Raw genomic sequence first — 19,212 nt, 5'->3', positions numbered from 1 at the left:
CTAGGCTCGTGTCAACAGACCTGCTCAGGAAGGAAAGACCGATGGCGAACAGCACATTCACCGAGGAAGAGAAGGCCGCCATGAAGGAGGCGGCCGCGGAGCGCAGGACCGCCGCCAAGCGCGGCACCGGCAGCAAGAAGGCCGAGGCCGACCTCGCGGACTGCCTCGAGAAGATCGAGGCCATGGACGAGAACGACCGCGCGATCGGCGAGACGCTCCACCGGATCGTCACCACGCACGCGCCCGACCTCGCCCCGAAGACGTGGTACGGCATGCCCGCCTACGCCAACGCCGACGGCAAGGTCGTGGTGTTCTACAAGTGCGCCGGGAAGTTCAAGATGCGCTACGCCGAGGTCGGCTTCCAGGAGTGGGCGAACCTCGACGACGGCGACATCTGGCCGACCGTCTTCGCCGTCACGGCGATGACCCCGGCCGTCGAGGAGCGCCTGACCGAGCTGGTCACGCGGGCGGCGAGCTAGCGCCCCGCGACCTTCTCGGAGAGGAACCGCTGGATGGACGGCGAGAGCAGGGCTGGCCGCGCGCGACCCGGCGATCGAGACCGACCTCATCCTCTCGCTGACCGGGTTCACGCCTGCTGGAGCTCGGCGTGATCGAACCCCGGGCTGCGCTCGCCGCCGTGACCAGCACCTGGACAGGCTCTTCTCGCCGACGTCGTGAGCCGCCCCTTCGTATTTAGAACCTATTTGCGAAAGTTCCAAGACTCGTTGACGAAGTTCTCCCGGTCCCCTACTTCAAATATGACGCTCGACACATCCCCCACGGAGGCCTCCATGCGTGTCCCAAGCGCGTCTCGGTCTACCTCAACGGCTTGGTACCGGCCTTCAGCCGCATCGGCCGGGTCGCGGTGCCCCAGGTCTGCCAGTCGCCGGCGGACTCCAGCGCCCACGGCTCGACCTCGGCGAAGACATCTGTACGCCGCGGCGACCCGCCTCGGGCTACACCTCGCTCTTCGACGGGACCCTGGCCTCCCTGGCCTCGTGGCGGATGGCCGGGCCGGCTCGTTCGGCCGCCAGGACGACTGCTCGCTGCGTACGACCAACGGCTTGGGTCTGCTGTGGTACGCCGAGCAGGAGTTCAGCGACTACAGCCTGCGGCTGGACTGGAAGCTGGTCAACGACAACAACGGCGGCGTCTTCATCGGCTTCCCCAACCCCGGCAACGACCCCTGGGTCGCGGTCAACCAGGGCTACGAGGTCCAGATCGACGCCACCGACGCCCCGGACCGCACCACCGGCGCCATCTACACCTTCCAGGGAGCGGACTCGTCGGCTATCGCCGCGTCGCTCAAGCCGGTCGGGTCGTGGAACTCCTACGACATCCGCGTCGAGGGGTCGACCATCAAGGTGTTCCTCAACGGGACCCTGGTGAACGACTTCACCAGCACCGACCCCGCTCGTGTCCGAACTCCGCTCACTCGGGAGTCACGGATCGCCCCGCTGTCCGGTCTATCGAGTGCACCGTTCATCGAGGAGGTCTTCCCATGTCCCTGACCGTGCTTCAAGAAGCAAAACCGCCCTTCATCCCGGAGGGAGCACACGCGATGACGATCGTCATCGACTACCCGCCGGGCGATCCCGGAACCCCGCCGCACCGCCACCCGGGGCCGGCTTTCGGCTACGTGTTGGAGGGAGAGATGGTGTTCGAGCTCGAGGGCGAGCCACCGCGGGTCGTCCGCGCAGGCGAAGCCTTCTGGGAGCCGGGTGGCGATGTCATCCACTACCAGGACGGCAACAACCGTGACGACATCCCGGTTCGGTTCACCGTCACGATGCTCTGCGAGCCGGGCAAGCCGATGCTCGAGTTCGTCTCCGAGCAAGAGCTCCGGGCGAAGGGATGGTCGCGGAGCTGAGGCGTACCGGGCCCACACGGCGCACGCCGTACGGGCCCGGTCAACCACGGTGCCAGTCACCCAGCTTGGCCGGGTTGAGCACGATCCAGAGCGTGGTGATCTCGTAACCCGCGGACTCGGCACCGAGGACCGCTACGGCCCGGGAGCCCTCGCGCAGGACCAGCCCGGCGCGGCCGTTGACGGACTCGACGGCCACGTCGACACCCGCTCGCTCGCACAGCGTCATCACGAAGCGGGCCACCTCCACCCGACCGCGCACCGGCTCGTCAGAGGGGACGACCAGCCCGCCGGAGTCGCAGGTGCCGACGGTCTCGGCGCTCAGGATGGCGGCGAGGTCGTTCACGTCTCCCCGTCGGCAGGCCTCCGCGAACCTGCGGACGACCAGGTCATGCCGCTCGTGCCGGCCCAAGGTAGTGCGCACACGGTGCCCCGTTTCTCTCGAAGTCGCTGCTAAGACCGGCCAGCCCGACGGTCTGTGACATTGGCGACTCAGCCCCCGACCGAGACCGCACTGTTCTTCTCGGGATTGACCAGCCAGAGCACCTGGTCGATACCGTCCACGGTCGCGCCGACGGTGAGCAGGCCGTAGTCGGCGCCCTGGCGGACGAGGACGGCAGACGTCTGCCCGTTGGTGACCACCCACCGCACCTCGACGCCGTCCCAGAACCAGGTCGAGATCGCTCGGAGGAACTTCGCCACCCGCTCCGCACCGACGACAGGCGTACGGGCGATGCCCTTGCGGCCGTTGCCATCGGACAGGCTGGTCACGTCGGGCGTGAAGAGGCGCTCCAAGGCGGCCAGGTCACCGACTCGGGCGGCCGTGAGGAACGTGGTCAGCAGCTTCCGTTGCTCGTCCGCGCTCACCGACGTGCGCCGCTCGCTCGCGATGTGCTTGCGGGCCCGGCTGACCAGCTGACGTACCGCAGGCTCGGTCGAGGACAGCACGTCCGCGATCTGCGCGTAGGAGTATTCGAAGGCCTCTCGCAGCACGTAGGCGGCGCGTTCGCTTGGGGTGAGCTTCTCCATGAGCAGCAGGGTCGCGAACTGCAGGGCCTCGGCCCGCTCGGCACCCAGGTACGGGTCCGCGCCGGTGTCGACCGGTTCGGGCAACCACGGCCCGATGTACGTCTCCCGTCGCTTCCACGCCGACTGGAGGACGTTGATGGCCAGCCGGGTGGTGGTCGTCGCCAGGAACGCCTCGGGGTTGGCCACCGTGGACCGGTCGTACGCCTGCCAGCGCAGCCAGACGTCCTGCACCAGATCCTCGGCCTCGGTGACGCTGCTGAGCATGCGATACGCGATCCCGAAGAGACGCGGTCGCACCTGCGTGAAGACCGCGATGGCCGCTTCGAGATCATCCGCGGCGCCGAGCTCGTGCACCTCGTAATCTGTCATCCCCCGCCCCTACCGTCCTCTCTCGGTCGTCGCCGGACACCGATCGCTCCAGGCGACCCCGAGGCTCCGGCGCCGCCGTCGGGGCCTCGCCTCGGAGAACCTATTCGACAAGCTTGCCCGCAGTGGACACTTCGCGCATGAGAGAGCCGATGTCGGGCGGAATCGGCGGGATCTTCTCGTGCTCGACCCGTCCCGGCCCTGACCAGACCAGACTCACCTGCAGCGACTCGTCGAGCTCCGGATAGTCGGAGCGGTTGTGGCAGCCACGACTCTCCCGGCGCTCGAGTGCCGACTCGAGAGTCGCACGCGCAGCCAGCACCGCGGCCTCGAGGTCGAAGGCGTGCGCGAGGTCCTGGAACCCCGCAGTGTCGGGATGCACGCCCACGTTCCGCATCCGTCCTTCCAGCTCGTCGAGCTCGGCCAGACCGGCGGTCAGGCCGCACTCGTCGCGGACGACGCCGGCGTACTCGGTCATGGTGTTCCGCAACGTCCGCTGCAGGGCGCGTACATTCTCCGGACCCTCGGACGCCAGCAGCTCGTCGATCTCCCTCCGGGCTTCCTCAGTGGCCGCCGCGGACCGCTGCTGTGCTCCCAGGTTGCGTGAATAGCGAGCAGCAACCGCACCGACGATCCGACCGTAGACCAGCAGCTCGATCAGCGAGTTTCCGCCGAGCCGGTTCGCGCCGTGCAGCCCGCTCGCCGCCTCACCGAGAGCGTAGAGACCCTCGACCCCGGTGCCGTGGTCCTCCGGACATACCCATACCCCACCCATCGAGTAGTGCGCGGTGGGCGCGATCTCGATCGGCTCGCGGGTGATGTCCAGCATCTGCAGCTCGAGCAGCGTCTGATAGACGCGCGGAAGCCGACGCATGATCGTGTCTCTGGGGAGGTGCGAGACGTCGAGCCACACGCCGCCGTCCGGGGTGCCTCGCCCCTCCTTGATCTCGGTGTACGCCGCCAGTGCGACCCGGTCGCGTGTGGACAGCTCCATGCGGTCCGGGTCGTAGCGGGACATGAACCGCTCACCGAGACCGTTGCGCAGCACGCCGCCCTCGCCCCGTGCCGCCTCGGAGACGAGGGTGCCGGCCGCGTTCTCCGGCGCGATCAGACCCGACGGGTGGAACTGGACGAGCTCGGCGTCCCGGATCCTCCCGCCGGCCAGCAGCGCGAGCCGGAACGAGTCACCCGTGTTCTCGTCGCGGCGGGACGAGGTACGCCGCCAGATACGCGTGTGTCCGCCCGCCGCGAGAACCACCGCGTCCGCGTGGATCACATATCTCGACCCGTCCGAGACGTCGAAACCGTACGCACCGAAGACGACGTTGTCCTTGACCAGGATCCGCGTGATGTAGACCGTGTCCAGGACCGGGACGCCGAGCTGCTCCGCCCGACCGACCAGCGTCCGCTGGATCTCCAGTCCGGTGTAGTCACCGGCGAACGCGGTCCGGCGGTAGCTGTGCGCACCGAAGAACCGCTGCGAGATCCGCCCGTCGGTCTCGCGCGCGAAGGGCATCCCGTAGCGCTCGAGATCCTCGATGCCGCGAGCGGCGTTCTCGGCGACGATCCGCACCGTCTCGGGGTCGGCGAGCAGATAGCTCTCCTTGATGGTGTCGGCCGCGTGCTGCTGCCAGGAGTCTTCCGGGTCCATCGTCGCCAGCGCGGCATTGATCCCGCCGGCGGCGAGGGTGGTGTGTGCGTCCGACTTCGCCCTCTTGCCGACAGCCAGGATGTCTACACCACGCTCGGCCAGCTCGATCGCGGCACGCAGGCCACCGCCGCCCGTCCCGATGACCAGGACGGACGTCGCGATCTGGTGATCGGTCATGGTCACTTCGCCGGCGGCGGGTTCAGCGGCAGCCAGTCAGCGAACCGAGTGACCGACAGCTGCGCGCCCGGGCCGGGAAGGAGCGTGTCCTTGTCCAGCAGGGCACCGAAGTAGCGTGCCTCCGGATCGGTCACCACCTCACGGGCGTCGCCGCGGTAGGTCAGCCCGGTGCGGATCAGCTCGTCGAGACCGAACTGCTCGGGACCGACCACCTCGACGGTGCCGTTCAAGGGCGTGCCCACCGAGACCCGGCCGACCGCAGCGGCCACGTCCTCGCCAGCGATGGGCTGGATCCGCGCGTCGGAGAGACGGACGGTGTTCCCCTCGGTCGCCGACTGGGCGATGCTGCCCACGAACTCGAAGAACTGGGTGGCGTGCACGATCGAGTACGGCCGACCGGACTCCTTTATCAGCCTCTCCTGCTCGATCTTCGCGCGGAAGTAGCCGCTCTCGGCGAGACGCTCGGTGCCGACCACCGACAACGCCACGTGGTGCTCGACCCCGGCCTTCTCCTCGGCGGCGAGGAGGTTTCCGGTGGACGTACGGAAGAAGTCCATCACGGCGTCGTCGGCGAACGATGGCGAGTTCGAGACGTCCACCAGGACCTGAGCGCCCTCCAACACCTCGGCCAGCCCTTCGCCGGTCAGGGTGTTCACCCCCGAGTCGGGTGAGGCGGGCACCGCTTCGTGGCCGTGTTCCGCCAACTTCCGGACGAGCTTCGAGCCGATCAGCCCGGTTCCACCGATCACGACGATCTTCATGGCGTTCCTTCCATCCTCGTTCCGGCCGATCCGGAACGTCGCTCACCATCAAGGACAGGGCACGCCTCCGATTTGTGACGAACGATTCGGTCACCCTCGGCGAACTTCCGTCTTCGGCCCGACGCATGTCACAAGTCGAAGACCTGTCCGGTCCTCGCTGGCGACACACCGACCTGACGAACCGAGGTATCGCATGGACACCCGTGGCGCCCACGCCATCGACACGATCGACGATCTCCGTCGCCACCTGCAGTGGGCGATCGAGCTCGAGCACGCGACGATTCCCCCGTACCTGTGCGCGCTCTACTCCCTGGACCCGGCCCGCAACCCCGAGGCTGCCCACGTCGTGGGCACGGTCCTCGCCGAGGAGATGATTCATCTGGCACTGGCCGCGAACCTGCTCAATGCCGTCGGCGGCTCACCCACCCTCGACGCACCCGAGATGCTGCCGCCGTATCCCCACCCGCTGCCCCACGGCGACCGGTCCGTGGACGTCCATCTCGTCCCGTTCGGCCCCGAGGCGCTCGACCTGTTCCTGCGCATCGAGCGGCCCGCGACCGTGGACGCGCCGCCGCAGAGCGACGAGTATCAGACGATCGGACAGTTCTACGCCGCGATCGACGCCGGCTTGCACACCCTGTGCGCCCAGCTGGGCGAGGAGAACGTGTTCAGCGGCGACCCGGCCCGGCAGATCGGCGAGCTCCACCTCCGGGGTGGAGGCGGCGAGGTGCTGCCGGTCGTCGACCTGAAGTCTGCGTCGGCCGCGCTGGCGGAGATCGTCGAGCAGGGCGAGGGCGCCGCACGTACGAAGGTGTGGGACGGCGACCGGGACGTTTTCCACCCGGATCGCGACGAGGTCGCGCACTACTACCGGTTTCAGGAGCTCCGACTCGGCCGCCGCTACCAGACCGGCGACACCCCGCAGTCCGGTCCCACCGGCGAGGAGATCGCGATCGACTTCGACGGTGTTGCGCCGATGCGGCACAACCCGCGCACCACCGACTATCCGCCGGGCAGCCCAGTCCGGGTCGCCCAGGAGGAGTTCAACCAGATGTACAGCCTGCTTCTGTACCTCCTCGAACAGGCCTTCAACGGCGATCCCAGCCAGATGCAGGACGCCGTCGGAGCCATGTTCGGCCTGCGCAAGCAGGCGATGGCGCTGATGAAGATGCCGACCGGCGACGGAAAGACGACCGCCGGTCCGACCTTCGAATACGTGCCGCCGGCGCAGCGGGCCTGAACGCAACCGCCGTTGTGCTCGTTGCTGATAGACACTGGCGAGCACTGACGGGCTTGGTCGACCGGCGGGGCGTCCTCACCGATGACGAGCGCCGCCATCGACGTGGATGAGCTCGCCCGTGACGTACCCCGCACTGAGGAGCCACAGTGCCGCGTCGGAGATGTCGCTGACCGTGCCATGCCGCCCGACGAGAGAGCCTTGTGTGGCATTCGCGAGAAGGGCCGACTTGCCCGCTTCACCGAGCCGGTCCCAGGTGCCGCTGTCGACCAGTCCCGGTGCGATGGCGTTGACCCGCAGCGGGGCGAGCTCGACCGCGAGGTGGCGAACGAGGTAGTCCAGCGCACCGTTGGCGACACCCTTGACCACGGTGCCGGGCTTGGGCTGCCAGCCCACGACGCCGGAGAAGAACAGCATCGACCCGCCGGGCCGCACCAGGTCGGCGAAGTGTTTGGCCACCAGGAGCGGGGCGACGACCTTGGTGCCGAACGCAGCGACGACCTTGTCGTGGTCCAGGTCGCCGACGGGTACGTCGTGGTGCGCCGACACGGTGGACACGATGTGGTCGACCGGCCCGAGAGCGGCCGCTGCGGCGGCGAGCGTCTCCTCGTCGAGCACGTCGAGCTTCAGATCGAGGTCACCTGCACGCGTCGCGACGATGCTGGTTGCCCCGGCCTGTTCCGCGCGGCGCGCGATATCAGCGCCGATCCCTCTACCGCCGCCGATGATCAGGATGCGCTGGCCTTGAAGTGTGTGCGTCATGGCTAGGACGGTATAGATTTGCTACCGGTATCTACAACGCTACTGGAGACGTGATGGGCGAGGCGTACGACGTCATGGCAGCCACCTGCCCGAGCCGCACCGTGCTGCACCGCATCGGCGCCCGCTGGACGGTGTTCGTGATCACCGCACTGGCCGACGGGCCGATGCGCTTCACGCACCTCAAGGCATACATCCGCGGCATCACCCCCAAAGCGCTCTCCGAGACGCTGCGGGCAATGGAGTACGACGGACTCATCAGCCGCACCGATCTCGGAGGCAACCCACCACACGTCGAGTACGCCCTCACCCCGCTGGGGCACACGCTCCTGCCGCCGCTGGGTGCGCTTCGGGAGTGGGCAGAGACCCACGTGCCGGATATAGAGCGCGCCCGGGCCGCGGCCGACCTTCACGACTCCTGACCCGACCGCAGCTGTCGAGATGCAGGGAAGATTGACGATCCGACCGCGGCGCACATTGTCGAAACGTCCCGAAAATGATCCTGCTCGTCAAAGTAGCCGGTCAACCGCGCGGAGAACTGGCCAGCAGATGTCCGCAGGCGCCAACGACTCGTGCTGCACCACGGCTTGCGCCCCTCAGGTGATCCCGGGGTGAGGCGTACACCCTCGATGCCCACGTCGCGCCGATGGCGAGACGCTGCCGTTGACGATGTTCGGTTCATCTCAGGTCTACGCCCGAGGTCGCGCGCGACCAAGGGCCCAAAGTGCCCTTCGCAGGGGCCGAGATCCCCTTGAGGACCGACGTCGAGATCAGCAGCCACGGGGCCGCGACAGCACGGGAGGTACGGCGGACGGTCGGCCGTCCGCGGAGCAGCCGGATCCGGGTCACCCAGGAGGAGTTCAACCAGACGTACGGCCTGGTTCTCTACCTGCTCGAGCAGGCCTTCAACGGCGATCCCAGCCAGATGCAGGACGCTGTCGGGGTGATGTTCGGACTGCGCAAGCAAGCCCTGGCGCTGATGAAGATGCCGACCGGCGATTCACCCGATCACTTGCAGGGCCAGGTCTCGGGCACGCTCCAGCTCGGCGTCGTCTCCGAAGAGCTCGCGGTTGTTGTTGCCAGCGTTGAGGAAGGCGTCGATCCGGAAGGCATCGCCACGGGGGTCGTCGGAGTGCGCGGCCGTCAGCTCGGCGGTGAGGAAGTCGAGCCACTGGCGCTTCAGCGCGCGTACGGCCTCGGCGACCGGTCCCTCGCGGTGACCGTATTCGACGGTGGTCGCGGCGACGAAGCAGCCGCCGGGGAAGGTGTTCGCCGTCAGGTAGGCGACCCAGGCGTCGACGAGCGCTCGCAGGCGGTCCTTGCCCGGCTCGCTCGGCAGCGCCGGAGCGATGACCGTCTCGCGATAGACCCGCGCGGCCTCGCGTACTGCCGCGACCTGGATCGACTCCCGGTTGTCGAAGACGGTGAGGATGCCGCTCTTGCTCACGCCGGTCTGTGCGGCCAGCGAACCGACGGTGATCGAGTCCAGCCCGTGGGTGGTGGCGATGTCTGCCGCCTTAAGCGCCACCTTGCGACGGGTCGCGTCACCTCTGGCGCGTCGTCCGTCCTCGGATCCCATGGGAGTCATACCGGTCATTCTATGCGTCCGACTGGACGTTAATCGCGGCCGAAGCTAGAGTCCGAAAGCGCGACCGATCGGTCGTATAAATAGGAGGTCAGCGTGCCCGAGGACTACGAACCCTTGCTTCAGGACTCCGTCGAGATCGCCGCCGCACCCGCCCGCGTGTGGGATCTCGTTCACGACGTACGCCGGATTCCACAATGGAGTCCGCAGGTGGACTCCACGAGGCTTCGAGCCGGGTACGAGCAGGTCGAGCTCGGCGCGCAGTTCACCAACCGGAACAGTCACGGCGACCTGGAGTGGACCACTCACGGGGAGATCGTTCGCTTCGAGGCCGAGCAGGAGATGGCCTTTCGGATCCAGGAGAACCGGGTCGTCTGGTCCTTCCGACTGGAACCGACGAGCCAGGGCGGTACGCGGCTCACCCAGCGGCGCGAGACGCCGGACGGCATCTCCGACTCGTCTCTGGAGCTCACCGACGCCTTCCTGGGCGGGCAGGCGACGTTCACCGAGGTCCAGCGCGCGGGAATGCGGCAGACATTGGAGGGGATCAAGGCCGCGGCGGAACGCTGACGTCCGATCCGGGCCGCTCGGATCGCCGGCTCGTCGACGGCAGCAGCGGCGCGGCGTCAGTGAGCCATGTCGACGAAGCGGCTGTAGTGACCCTGGAAGGCGACGACGAGGTCGCGGGTGGGGCCGTTACGGTGCTTGGCGATGATCACGTCGGCCTCGCCGGGGCGGGTCGACTCCTTCTCGTAGACGTCGTCGCGGTGGAGGAGGACGACCATGTCGGCGTCCTGCTCCAGCGATCCGGACTCACGGAGGTCGGAGACGGCAGGGCGCTTGTCGGCACGCTGCTCGGAACCACGGTTGAGCTGGGACAGCGCGATGATCGGGACCTCGAGCTCCTTGGCCAGCAGCTTGATCTGGCGGGAGAACTCGGAGACCTCGAGCTGGCGGGACTCGACCTTCTTGCCGGAGCTCATCAGCTGGAGGTAGTCGATCACGATGAGCCGGAGGTCGTGGCGCTGCTTGAGCCTTCGGGCCTTGCTGCGGATCTCCATCATCGTCATGTTGGGGCTGTCGTCGATGAACATCGGCGCGCTGGAGACCTCGCCCATCTTGCGGGCCAGCTTGTTCCAGTCGTCGTCGGACATGTTGCCGTTGCGGATGTGGTTGAGCGGCACCTTGGCCTCGGCGGACAGGAGGCGCATGGTGATCTCGGAACGGCTCATCTCCAGGCTGAAGAAGACGCTGGTCAGGTTGTTGTGGATCGACGCGGCGCGGCAGAAGTCGAGGGCCAGCGTCGACTTACCCATCGCGGGTCGAGCGGCGACGATGATCATCTGGCCGGAGTGGAAGCCGTTGGTGAGCTCGTCGAAGTCGGCGAAGCCGGTGGGGACGCCGTAGAGGCCGGCCTCGCGGTTGGAGATCGCCTCGATCTCGTCGAGGACGCCGTCCATGATGTCGGCGAGCGGGGAGTAGTCCTCACCGGAGCGCTTGTCGGTGAGCTTGAAGACCTCGGCCTGGGCCTCGTCGACGATGTTGTCGACCTCGCCCTCACCGGCGTAGCCGATCTGCACGATCTTGGTGCCGGCCTCGACCAGGCGCCGCAGGACGGACTTGTCGCGGACGATCTCGCCGTAGTAGGCCGCGTTGGCGGCGATCGGGACGTTGGAGGCGAGCGTGTGCAGGTAGGGGGCGCCGCCGATGCGCTCCAGCTCGCCCTTGCGGCGCAGGTCGTCGGCGACGGTGACCATGTCGGCCGGCTCGCCGCGGCTGTAGAGATCGAGGATCGAGTCGTAGATCGACTCGTGGGTGGGACGGTAGAAGTCGGTGCCGCGCAGCGTCTCGGAGACGTCGGCGATGGCGTCCTTGGAGATCAGCATCGAACCGAGGACGGCCTGCTCGGCGGCCATGTCCTGCGGTGGCGTGCGGTCGTTGACCGCACGAGGGGCGTTGCCCGGTTCGTACGCCGCGGGGCCGTCGCCCCACTCCTCGAACGGCGGCTCCGGGAAGTCGCCCGGACCGTTCATCGAGCCGGTCTCAGTGACGCTCATTCCCTTGCCCCTCCGTGGTCTGCGGATCGTCGCTGCGTGGACTCGGTCGATCCGGTCCCACGCTACGGGTCACCACCGACAGTTCTGTTTCACACCGTCCTGGGTCGACCCTCGACGACACCTCAAGTCTCCGCGACCTTACGTCGCATGCCACATCCGCGACAGAGGGTTATCCACAGGCCCTGGGGATAACCAGGGGATAGCGGTGGACGACACCCTGGTCAATGTGAACAGCCTGGGGAACCGGCTGTGCATAACTAGTGCAACGTAATCAGTAAAGCCGCTCTGACCTGCAGTTTTGTTGTTCACGACCTGTGGACGGAAGAAAGTAGGCAACCCATCGGGATTTACCCCCAGGATCGCTGTACCCCGTCGGGCGTTTTGTCGACATAGCGCCGCAACGACGTTTTCCACAGGTTTTCCACCTGCCCTGAACAACGCTCCGGGTCGACGGTGTTTAACCTTGACACCGTGACGACCCCGGCGGATGCGAAGACCTCCTCGAAGACCCACCGCCGAGACCTCGACAAGCAGATCTGGCGGCTCGCGATCCCGGCCTTCCTGGCGCTCGTCGCCGAGCCGCTCTTCCTGCTGGCGGACTCTGCGATCGTCGGTCACCTCGGCACCCGCGAGCTCGCCGGCCTCGGTGTCGCAGGGGTCGTCCTCCAGACGATCGTGGGTCTCTGCGTCTTCCTCGCGTACGGCACGACAGCATCGGTCGCCCGACGGATCGGCGCCGGTGACACCGTCGGCGCCCTCCGGCAGGGGATCGACGGGATCTGGCTCGCCGTCATCATCGGAGTGGTCGTCACGGTCCCGGTGATGCTGCTGGCCGAGCCTCTCAGCCGGGCGGTGGGCGCCGGCGACGAGGTGGCCGGCCCGGCGACGACGTACCTCCGGATCGCCGTCCTCGGGGTGACACCGCTCCTGATGATGCTCGCTGCGACCGGCGTGCTCCGTGGGTTGCAGGACACCCGCACGCCGCTGGTCGCGGCGGTGGTCGCCAACGTGCTCAACATCGTGCTCAACCTCGGCCTCGTCTACGGTGCCGGGCTCGGGATCGCCGGCTCAGCGATCGGATCGGTGATCGCGCAGGTGCTCGCCGCCGCGATGCTGACGTACGTCGTGGTGCGAGCGGCCCGCGCCGATACGGTGCCGCTGCGCCCGGATGTGCCCGGCATCCGCGCCGCCGCGCGGGCCGGCGTCGCTCTTGTCGTGCGCACGCTGACGCTGCGGGTGGCGCTCCTGGCCACGACGTACGCCGTCACCCATCTCGCCGTGGGCGCCCAGGCCGTCGGGCTGGCGACCCACCAGATCGCCTTCACGCTGTGGACGTTCCTGGCCTTCGTGCTCGATGCGATCGCGATCGCCGCTCAGGCGCTGACCGGACGGTCGCTGGGGGCCGGCGATACCCGGGAGACCCGGGCCATCACCGCCCGGATGGTGTGGTGGGGCGTCGTGATCGGGGTCGCGACCGGCGTACTCCTGGCTTCACTCTCCCCGTTCCTCGGCGCACTCTTCACCGAGGACCAGGCGGTGCGAGACCTGTTGGTCCCGGTGGCGATCGTGGCGGCGGTCGCGCAGCCGATCGCGGGTGTCGTCTTCGTCCTCGACGGGGTGCTCATCGGCGCCGGCGACGGGCGCTACCTGGCCTGGGGCGGGATCTGGACCCTGGTCGCCTATGTCCCGCTGGTTGCGCTGGCCGTCGCTCTCGGCGGTGGGCTCGTGTGGGTGTGGATCACCTTCGCCGTCGGCTTCATGGGGGCGCGTTTCGTGGTGCTGACGCTGCGTGCGCGAAGCGACCGCTGGCTGGTCACCGGCGCCTGAACGTCAACCCACATACTCGCTTGCGCTGAATCCGGCTTGGCGCGAAGGTCAGAACATGCCTGCCGATCCGAAGAGCACCCTGAAGAGCTACATCGACGCCCGCCGCGAAGCCCTGATCTCCAAGGTCGAGGACCTGCCGGAGCGCGAGGCCCGGTTGCCGCGTACGCCGACCGGCACCAACCTCCTCGGCATCATCAAGCACGTCACCGGGGTCGAGGCCGTCTACCTCGGGTCGACGTTCGGCTGCCCGTTCCCGCATCCGGAGGAGCTGGTCTCGGACGAGGTCTTCGAGGTCGATCCGCAGGCCGACTGGTACGCCACCGAGGACGAGACCATCGAGGGAATCATCGATCTCTACCGTCGGGTCATCGCCCACGGCAACGAGACGATCGACGCGCTGCCGCTGGACGCCATCGGCCACGTACACCACTGGGGCGATGAGGAGGTCACCCTCCACCAGATTCTCGTGCACCTCTTCGCCGACCTCGCCGGACATGGTGGCCAGGCCGACATCCTCCGCGAAGCGGCGGACGGCGCGGTCGGCTGGCGCAAACCCGGCGACAACATCCCGTCGGAGTACGACTGGCCGGCGTACGTCGCCAAGCTGACCGAGATCGCGAACAAGTTCTGAGCCGAGGCGTCACCCCCGTCGGTCGAGGCGTCACCCCGGTCGGCCGAGATGGCACTCGGGTGCCCAGTCGGCCGACGGGAGTGACGCTTCGGCCGACGTACCTGACTTCTCGGCGAAAACGAACAGGCCCGCCTCCCGAAGGAGGCGGGCCTGGGTGAATCCCTAGATCAAGCGGGGACCACGTTGAGGGCCAGCTTGGCGGACACCTCGTCGTGGAGCTTGACGGAGACCTCGTGAGCACCGAGCGCCTTGATCGGGTTGCCCAGCGCGATGGTGCGCTTGTCGATCGACTCGCCGGTGGTCTCGGAGACCGCGGCGGCGATGTCGGCGGCGGTGACGGCGCCGTAGAGGCGGCCGTCCTTGCCGGCGCGGACCTTCACGTTGACCGTGTTGGCCTCGAGCTTGCCCTTGATCTCGGCGGCGTGCGCCTCGTCGCGCACGGAGCGAGCCGCGCGCGCGGCCTTGATCGACTCGGCCTGCGACTCGGCGCCGCGGGACCAGCGGATGGCGTCGCCACGCGGGATCAGGTAGTTGCGGGCGTAGCCGTCCTTGACCTCGACGACGTCACCGGCGGAACCGAGCCCGGTGACCTCCTGCTGAAGGATGATCTTGGTAGCCATGTCGATCCTCCTCAGCGACCGGTGGAGGTGTAGGGCAGCAGAGCGACCTCGCGCGCGTTCTTGACGGCGATGGCCACGTCGCGCTGGTGCTGGACGCAGTTGCCGGTCACGCGACGGGCGCGGATCTTGCCGCGGTCGGAGATGAACTTACGGAGCAGGGTGGCGTCCTTGTAGTCGACACCGGTCGCCTTCTCCTTGCAGAACTGGCAAACCTTCTTCTTCGGCTTGCGAATCACTGCCTTGGCCATTGTGGTGCTTCCTTTCTAGAAGCCCGGCGAGAGCCGGAATGGTTGAGGGATTCGGAATGTGGATCTGTTGATCAGAAGGGAGGCTCGTCGTTGCCCACGCCCGGGGTCGCCCACGGGTCGTTGGCCGGCGCGCCGCCGCCCGCGTTGGCGGGCTGCTGCGGAGCCGGCGAGGCCCACGGGTCGTTGCCACCGGCCGGGGCCTGCTGGCCACCACCCTGGGGGCCGCCGTAGCCGCCGCCCTGGTTGTAGCCACCGCCGCCCTGGTTGTAACCGCCGCCACCCTGGCCGCCGGACTGCCGGCTGGCCTTGGTGACCTTGGCGGTCGCGTAGCGGAGCGAAGGACCGATCTCGTCGCACTCGAGCTCGAAGACAGTGCGCTTCTCGCCCTCACGCGTCTCGTAGGACCTCGACTTCAGGCGACCCTGAGCGACGACACGCATGCCGCGCTGCAGGGACTCGGCGACGTTCTCAGCAGCCTGGCGCCAGATCGAGCAGCGCAGGAAGAGGGTCTCCCCGTCCTCCCACGCGTTGGTCTGCCGGTTGAAGCTGCTGGGCGTCGAAGCAATCGTGAAGTTGGCAACGGCTGCACCCGACGGCGTGAAGCGAAGCTCCGGGTCGTCGGTGAGGTTGCCGATCACGGTGATGACGGTGTCGCCTGCCATGAGATCTCCCTTGAGTCTGATCTGGGTGTCGGTGTCGGTTCAGGAGTTGGTTTCCCGTGTGGGCCCAACATAGGACCCCGCACCGACATTTTCCGACGGTGACATCCGCGTCACTTGGACGGGCGGATGACCTTCGTACGCAGGATCTGCTCGTTGAGGCCAAGCTGGCGGTCGAGCTCCAGAACGGTCTTGGGCTCGGCGGTCAGGTTGACGACGGCGTAGATGCCCTCGGCGTTCTTGTTGACCTCGTAGGCCAGGCGACGACGTCCCCAGACGTCAACGTTCTCGACCGTGCCACCATCAGCGGTGACGACCTTCAGGAACTTGTCAAGGGTCGGGGCGACGGTGCGCTCATCGAGGCTGGGCTCGAGGATCACCATTACTTCATAGGCGCGCATAGCGTTCTCCACCTCCTACGGACTCGGCGGCCATGGTCTCTCCATGGCAGGAGGGCTGATGCGATGTCCCATCTCCATCTGTGGAAAGGGACGCGTCAGCGTATCAACCGGCGGAACCCGCAGCCGAATCCACGGCCTCGACGGTGAACGGCACCGTGATCACCTCGCCGTCACCGAGCCGGAACTGTGCCCACAGGCGGTAGAGACCGGCCTTCGGTACGTCCAGATGCAGCCCGAGCTCGGGGCCGAACGTGGCCCCAGGAACTGCCAGCTCGGCACCTTCGGCGTGACCGTGGACGAACGTCTCGCCGTCCGCGCTCATGACCACGACGTGGCCGGCGGCACCGAGGTAGGGCTGTAGATCGTCGACAATCTTCCCGCTGCGGTCGTCGAACATGAAGTGCAGGTCGCTCTGCTGATCCGCGACCAGCGTGCCCTCGAGCGTGACGGTGAGATTGTCGACAGTCGACGATCTCGGAGTCTCCGCGAGCGGGACGGCCGGGGGCTGCGTACCTTCGACCGTGAGCTGCTGGCGGTCGAGGACGTCGGCGATGTCGGCACGCCGGCGGAACTCGGTGTCGATGCGGTAGGTCCCTCCGGCGGGGAAGGCCACGTCGGTCTCCAGCTCGCCAGGACGGCCGGTCGGCTCGGCGTGCAGGTGACGGAACCAGGAGAGATCCTCGCTGGTCACGATGACGTGCATCCACGCCTGGTGGGTTCGGCCGAGGTCGGTCACCGGCTCACCGGTCCCGGCGTCCGTCACCAGGAAGCGGAGCCCGCCCTCGCGCCGGGCGATCGCGACGTCGATGCCCGCCTCCTCGGAGGCGACAGGGGCCACATCGACCTCGTGCATCTCCGTCATCGACGGCCGCATCGGGCTCATCCCCTGCGCCCAGGCCAGGATCCCGTTCATGCCGCGCTGCGCGGGCTCGGTGCGGCTCAGGTAGGTCAGGCCGGCACCGATCGTGAGCGCGATCGCGGCTGTGACCAGCAGATATCCACCATCGCGGGCCCGGGTGCGGAAGCCTCGACCGGCGTACGCCTCCGGGGTCTCCGGCCGCCGGAAGCCGCGCAGGCGCAGTGCGTTGGTCACGACGCTGACCGAGCTCATCGCCATCGCCGCGCCGGCGAGGACCGGGTCGAGGAGGGCGAGCGCGGCGACGGGGATGAGGAGCACGTTGTAGGCGAACGCCCAGAACAGACCCTGCTTGATCGTGGCGACCGTGCGGCGGGAGAGCGCCAGCGCGGTCACCACGCCGCGGAGGTCACCACCGACCAGGGTGATGTCGGAGGCGGCGAGGGCGACGTCGGTGCCGGTGCCGATCGCGATCCCGACGTCGGCCTGGGCCAGCGCCGGGGCGTCGTTGATCCCGTCCCCGACCATGGCGACGACCTTGCCCTCGTCCTGCAGCTGCTGGATCCGGACGAGCTTCTGCTCGGGCAGCAGGCCACCGGCGGCGTGGCGTACGCCGACCTCGTCGGCCACCCTCGCCACCGTCGCTGCCGCGTCGCCGCTGAGGATGTGCACCTCGACGCCGGAGTCCTCGAGGAGGCGGACCGTCTCCCTTGCCTCGTCGCGAACCTGGTCCTCGACACGGATCGACCCGGCGTACGCCCCGTCGACCGCCACCAGGACCGCGCCGTTGTCGGCTGCGTCGATGCCGTCCTCGGCCAGCATCGCCGAGTTGCCGACGACGACCCGGCGGCCGTCGACGACCGCGCTGATCCCGCGGCCCGGGTGCGCCTCGAACGCCGAGACGTCAGGCGCGTCGGTCGAGACGTCACCAGGTGCCTTCTCGGCCGACCTACGTGACGCCTCGGCCAGCGCGGCTGACTTCTCGGCCGACGCGGGCGACTTCTCGACATAGGCCCGAAGAGCGGTGGCGAGGGGGTGGTCGCTGCCGGTCTCGGCGGCGGCGGCGATCCGGACGAGCGCCTCCGGGGTCCAGTCGCCGGTCGGCACGACCGCGGAGACCTCGGGCTTGCCGTGGGTGATCGTGCCGGTCTTGTCGAAGACGATGGCGGTGACCGAGCGGGCACGCTCGAGGGTCTCGCCCGAGCCGACCAGCACGCCGAGCTCGGCGGCACGACCGGCGCCGACCATGACGGCGGCCGGGGTGGCCAGGCCGAGGGCGCAGGGGCAGGCGATGATGAGGACCGCGATCGCGGCTGTGACGGCGCTGGTGAGCCGATCGGCATCGGGCCCGAGGACCAGCCAGCCGACGAAGGTCAGCGCGGCCACCACCAGGACGGCGGGTACGAACACCTCGGAGACCCGGTCGGCCAGGCGCTGCAGCTTGGTGCCGGAGCCCTGGGCGGACTCGACCATCGCGATGATCTGCGCCAGCGTGGTCTCGGAGCCGACCGCGGTCGCCTCGATCTCGAACGAGCCGGTCTGGTTGATCGTGGCGCCGATGACGATGTCGCCTTCGGCCTTCCGCACCGGGTCGCTCTCGCCGGTGAGCATTGACTCGTCGACGTAGGACGTTCCGGCGACGATCCGGCCGTCGACCGGGATCTTCTCCCCGGCGCGTACCCGGATCCGGTCGTTGACCCGCAGGTTGGCCACCGGGACCGTGACATCGCGACCGTTGCGTACGACCGTGGCCGTCTCCGGCATCAGGCCCACGAGGGCCTTGACCGCATCAGCCGTACGCGACTTGGCCCGGGCCTCCAGCCAGCGGCCCATCAGCACGAGCGCGACGATGACCAGGGCGGTCTCGAAGTAGAGGTGGAGCGGCAGGCCCCACGCCTCGGCCTGCCCCATCCACAGGGTCACGAAGGCGCTGTAGGCGAAGGCGATGCCGGTGCCGAGCGTGACCAGGGTGTTCATGTCGACGGTTCCGTGGCGTGCGCCTCGAACCGCCGCGAGGTAGATGTCCCGGCCCGCCCACCACTGGGTGACGGCGGCGACCACGAGCACGATCGACATGACCGGCTCCATGGCGTCGACGGGGAGAGGGACGTACATCAGGGCCATCAGGCCGAGCCCCACCGCCAGGGCCGTGATCCACCGCCGCTTGAGCTGGACGAGCTCTGTCTCGCGGCGTACGTCCCGATCGTCCTCGCCTGCCTGAGGCTCCTGCGGATTGTCGACAGTCGACGATCGCAGGACAGCCTGATAGCCCGCCTTCTCGATGGCGGCGCTGATCTCGGCGAGGTCGGTGCGGGAGGGATCGAAGTGCACCAGCGCGGTCTCGGTGGCGAGGTTGACGTTTGCGTCCTCGACGCCCTCGACGCGGCTGATGGCCTTGGTGACACGGCGCACGCAGCTCGCGCAGGTCATGCCCTCGATCTCGAGCTGCTGCTCCGTTGGGGTGGCGGCGGTGGGGCTCAT

20 protein-coding genes are annotated in these 19,212 nt (G+C 68.2%); 8 read left to right on the top strand and 12 right to left on the bottom strand.

From position 1 onward, the window contains the following. The first annotated feature begins 41 nt into the window (after positions 1-41). From ACIA03_RS28500 to ACIA03_RS28490, 3 genes are all read left to right on the top strand, one after another. Positions 42-479 (top strand): iron chaperone, encoded by a 438-nt coding sequence (locus ACIA03_RS28500; RefSeq protein WP_396988881.1) that lies wholly within the window; start codon positions 42-44, stop codon positions 477-479. 519 nt (positions 480-998) lie between these two features. Beyond that, a complete protein-coding gene (locus ACIA03_RS28495; protein WP_396988880.1) occupies positions 999-1,511 on the top strand; it encodes a DUF1080 domain-containing protein in 513 nt (170 codons plus the stop codon). Then, entirely contained in the window at positions 1,502-1,870 is a 369-nt protein-coding gene (locus tag ACIA03_RS28490) for a cupin domain-containing protein (protein ID WP_396988879.1), read from the top strand. The genes ACIA03_RS28495 and ACIA03_RS28490 overlap by 10 nt, the downstream gene beginning before the upstream one ends. 40 nt (positions 1,871-1,910) lie before the next feature. Here ACIA03_RS28490 and ACIA03_RS28485 read toward each other — a convergent pair whose 3' ends face one another. The 4 genes from ACIA03_RS28485 to ACIA03_RS28470 form a co-directional block, all read right to left on the bottom strand. Beyond that, positions 1,911-2,291 (bottom strand): hypothetical protein, encoded by a 381-nt coding sequence (locus ACIA03_RS28485; RefSeq protein WP_396988878.1) that lies wholly within the window; start codon positions 2,289-2,291, stop codon positions 1,911-1,913. Between the two features lie 68 nt (positions 2,292-2,359). Beyond that, a complete protein-coding gene (locus ACIA03_RS28480; RefSeq protein WP_396988877.1) occupies positions 2,360-3,265 on the bottom strand; it encodes a sigma-70 family RNA polymerase sigma factor in 906 nt (301 codons plus the stop codon). 100 nt (positions 3,266-3,365) lie between these two features. Next, positions 3,366-5,090, bottom strand: a complete 1,725-nt coding sequence (locus tag ACIA03_RS28475) for an FAD-dependent oxidoreductase (RefSeq protein WP_396988876.1) — start codon at positions 5,088-5,090, stop codon at positions 3,366-3,368. A 2-nt stretch (positions 5,091-5,092) separates the two neighbouring features. Continuing rightward, positions 5,093-5,851: an SDR family oxidoreductase gene (locus ACIA03_RS28470; protein WP_396988875.1), complete on the bottom strand. Its 759-nt coding sequence runs from the start codon at positions 5,849-5,851 to the stop codon at positions 5,093-5,095. A gap of 193 nt (positions 5,852-6,044) precedes the next feature. Between ACIA03_RS28470 and ACIA03_RS28465 the strand changes: the two genes are divergently transcribed. Continuing rightward, positions 6,045-7,091, top strand: coding sequence for a ferritin-like protein (locus ACIA03_RS28465; protein WP_396988874.1), 1,047 nt, complete (start codon positions 6,045-6,047; stop codon positions 7,089-7,091). 75 nt (positions 7,092-7,166) lie between these two features. On the opposite strand, the gene ACIA03_RS28460 is transcribed toward ACIA03_RS28465, so the two are convergent. Beyond that, the gene (locus ACIA03_RS28460) at positions 7,167-7,850 is read right to left on the bottom strand and encodes an SDR family oxidoreductase (protein WP_396988873.1); all 684 of its coding nucleotides are present in this window, start codon (positions 7,848-7,850) and stop codon (positions 7,167-7,169) included. Between the two features lie 53 nt (positions 7,851-7,903). On the opposite strand from ACIA03_RS28460, the gene ACIA03_RS28455 reads away from it, so the two are divergent. After that, positions 7,904-8,269, top strand: a complete 366-nt coding sequence (locus ACIA03_RS28455; protein ID WP_396988872.1) for a winged helix-turn-helix transcriptional regulator — start codon at positions 7,904-7,906, stop codon at positions 8,267-8,269. 578 nt (positions 8,270-8,847) lie between these two features. On the opposite strand, the gene ACIA03_RS28450 is transcribed toward ACIA03_RS28455, so the two are convergent. Next, entirely contained in the window at positions 8,848-9,435 is a 588-nt protein-coding gene (locus ACIA03_RS28450) for a TetR/AcrR family transcriptional regulator (protein WP_396988871.1), read from the bottom strand. A gap of 93 nt (positions 9,436-9,528) precedes the next feature. Between ACIA03_RS28450 and ACIA03_RS28445 the strand changes: the two genes are divergently transcribed. Beyond that, positions 9,529-10,002, top strand: coding sequence for an SRPBCC family protein (locus ACIA03_RS28445; RefSeq protein WP_396988870.1), 474 nt, complete (start codon positions 9,529-9,531; stop codon positions 10,000-10,002). Between the two features lie 56 nt (positions 10,003-10,058). Here ACIA03_RS28445 and dnaB read toward each other — a convergent pair whose 3' ends face one another. Continuing rightward, entirely contained in the window at positions 10,059-11,489 is a 1,431-nt protein-coding gene (dnaB, locus tag ACIA03_RS28440; RefSeq protein ID WP_396988869.1) for a replicative DNA helicase, read from the bottom strand. 471 nt (positions 11,490-11,960) lie between these two features. Between dnaB and ACIA03_RS28435 the strand changes: the two genes are divergently transcribed. Next, positions 11,961-13,316, top strand: a complete 1,356-nt coding sequence (locus ACIA03_RS28435; RefSeq protein ID WP_396988868.1) for an MATE family efflux transporter — start codon at positions 11,961-11,963, stop codon at positions 13,314-13,316. A 55-nt stretch (positions 13,317-13,371) separates the two neighbouring features. Next, entirely contained in the window at positions 13,372-13,947 is a 576-nt protein-coding gene (locus ACIA03_RS28430; protein ID WP_396988867.1) for a DinB family protein, read from the top strand. Positions 13,948-14,114: 167 nt separating this feature from the next. Here the strand turns inward: ACIA03_RS28430 and rplI are convergent, their stop codons facing one another. The 5 genes from rplI to ACIA03_RS28405 form a co-directional block, all read right to left on the bottom strand. Further along, entirely contained in the window at positions 14,115-14,567 is a 453-nt protein-coding gene (rplI, locus tag ACIA03_RS28425) for a 50S ribosomal protein L9 (RefSeq protein ID WP_396988866.1), read from the bottom strand. An 11-nt stretch (positions 14,568-14,578) separates the two neighbouring features. Then, a complete protein-coding gene (gene rpsR / locus ACIA03_RS28420) occupies positions 14,579-14,815 on the bottom strand; it encodes a 30S ribosomal protein S18 (protein ID WP_008355445.1) in 237 nt (78 codons plus the stop codon). Between the two features lie 71 nt (positions 14,816-14,886). Continuing rightward, positions 14,887-15,477 carry a single-stranded DNA-binding protein gene (locus ACIA03_RS28415; RefSeq protein ID WP_396988865.1) on the bottom strand — a complete coding sequence of 197 codons (591 nt, stop codon included), beginning with the start codon at positions 15,475-15,477 and terminating at the stop codon, positions 14,887-14,889. Between the two features lie 110 nt (positions 15,478-15,587). Further along, a complete protein-coding gene (gene rpsF, locus ACIA03_RS28410; RefSeq protein ID WP_141791018.1) occupies positions 15,588-15,875 on the bottom strand; it encodes a 30S ribosomal protein S6 in 288 nt (95 codons plus the stop codon). 103 nt (positions 15,876-15,978) lie between these two features. Next, entirely contained in the window at positions 15,979-19,212 is a 3,234-nt protein-coding gene (locus ACIA03_RS28405; RefSeq protein WP_396988864.1) for a heavy metal translocating P-type ATPase, read from the bottom strand.

Source organism: Nocardioides sp. NPDC051685 (assembly GCF_044453405.1).
Lineage (GTDB): Bacteria > Actinomycetota > Actinomycetes > Propionibacteriales > Nocardioidaceae > Nocardioides.
This window is presented reverse-complemented; position numbering and strand designations above follow the sequence as displayed.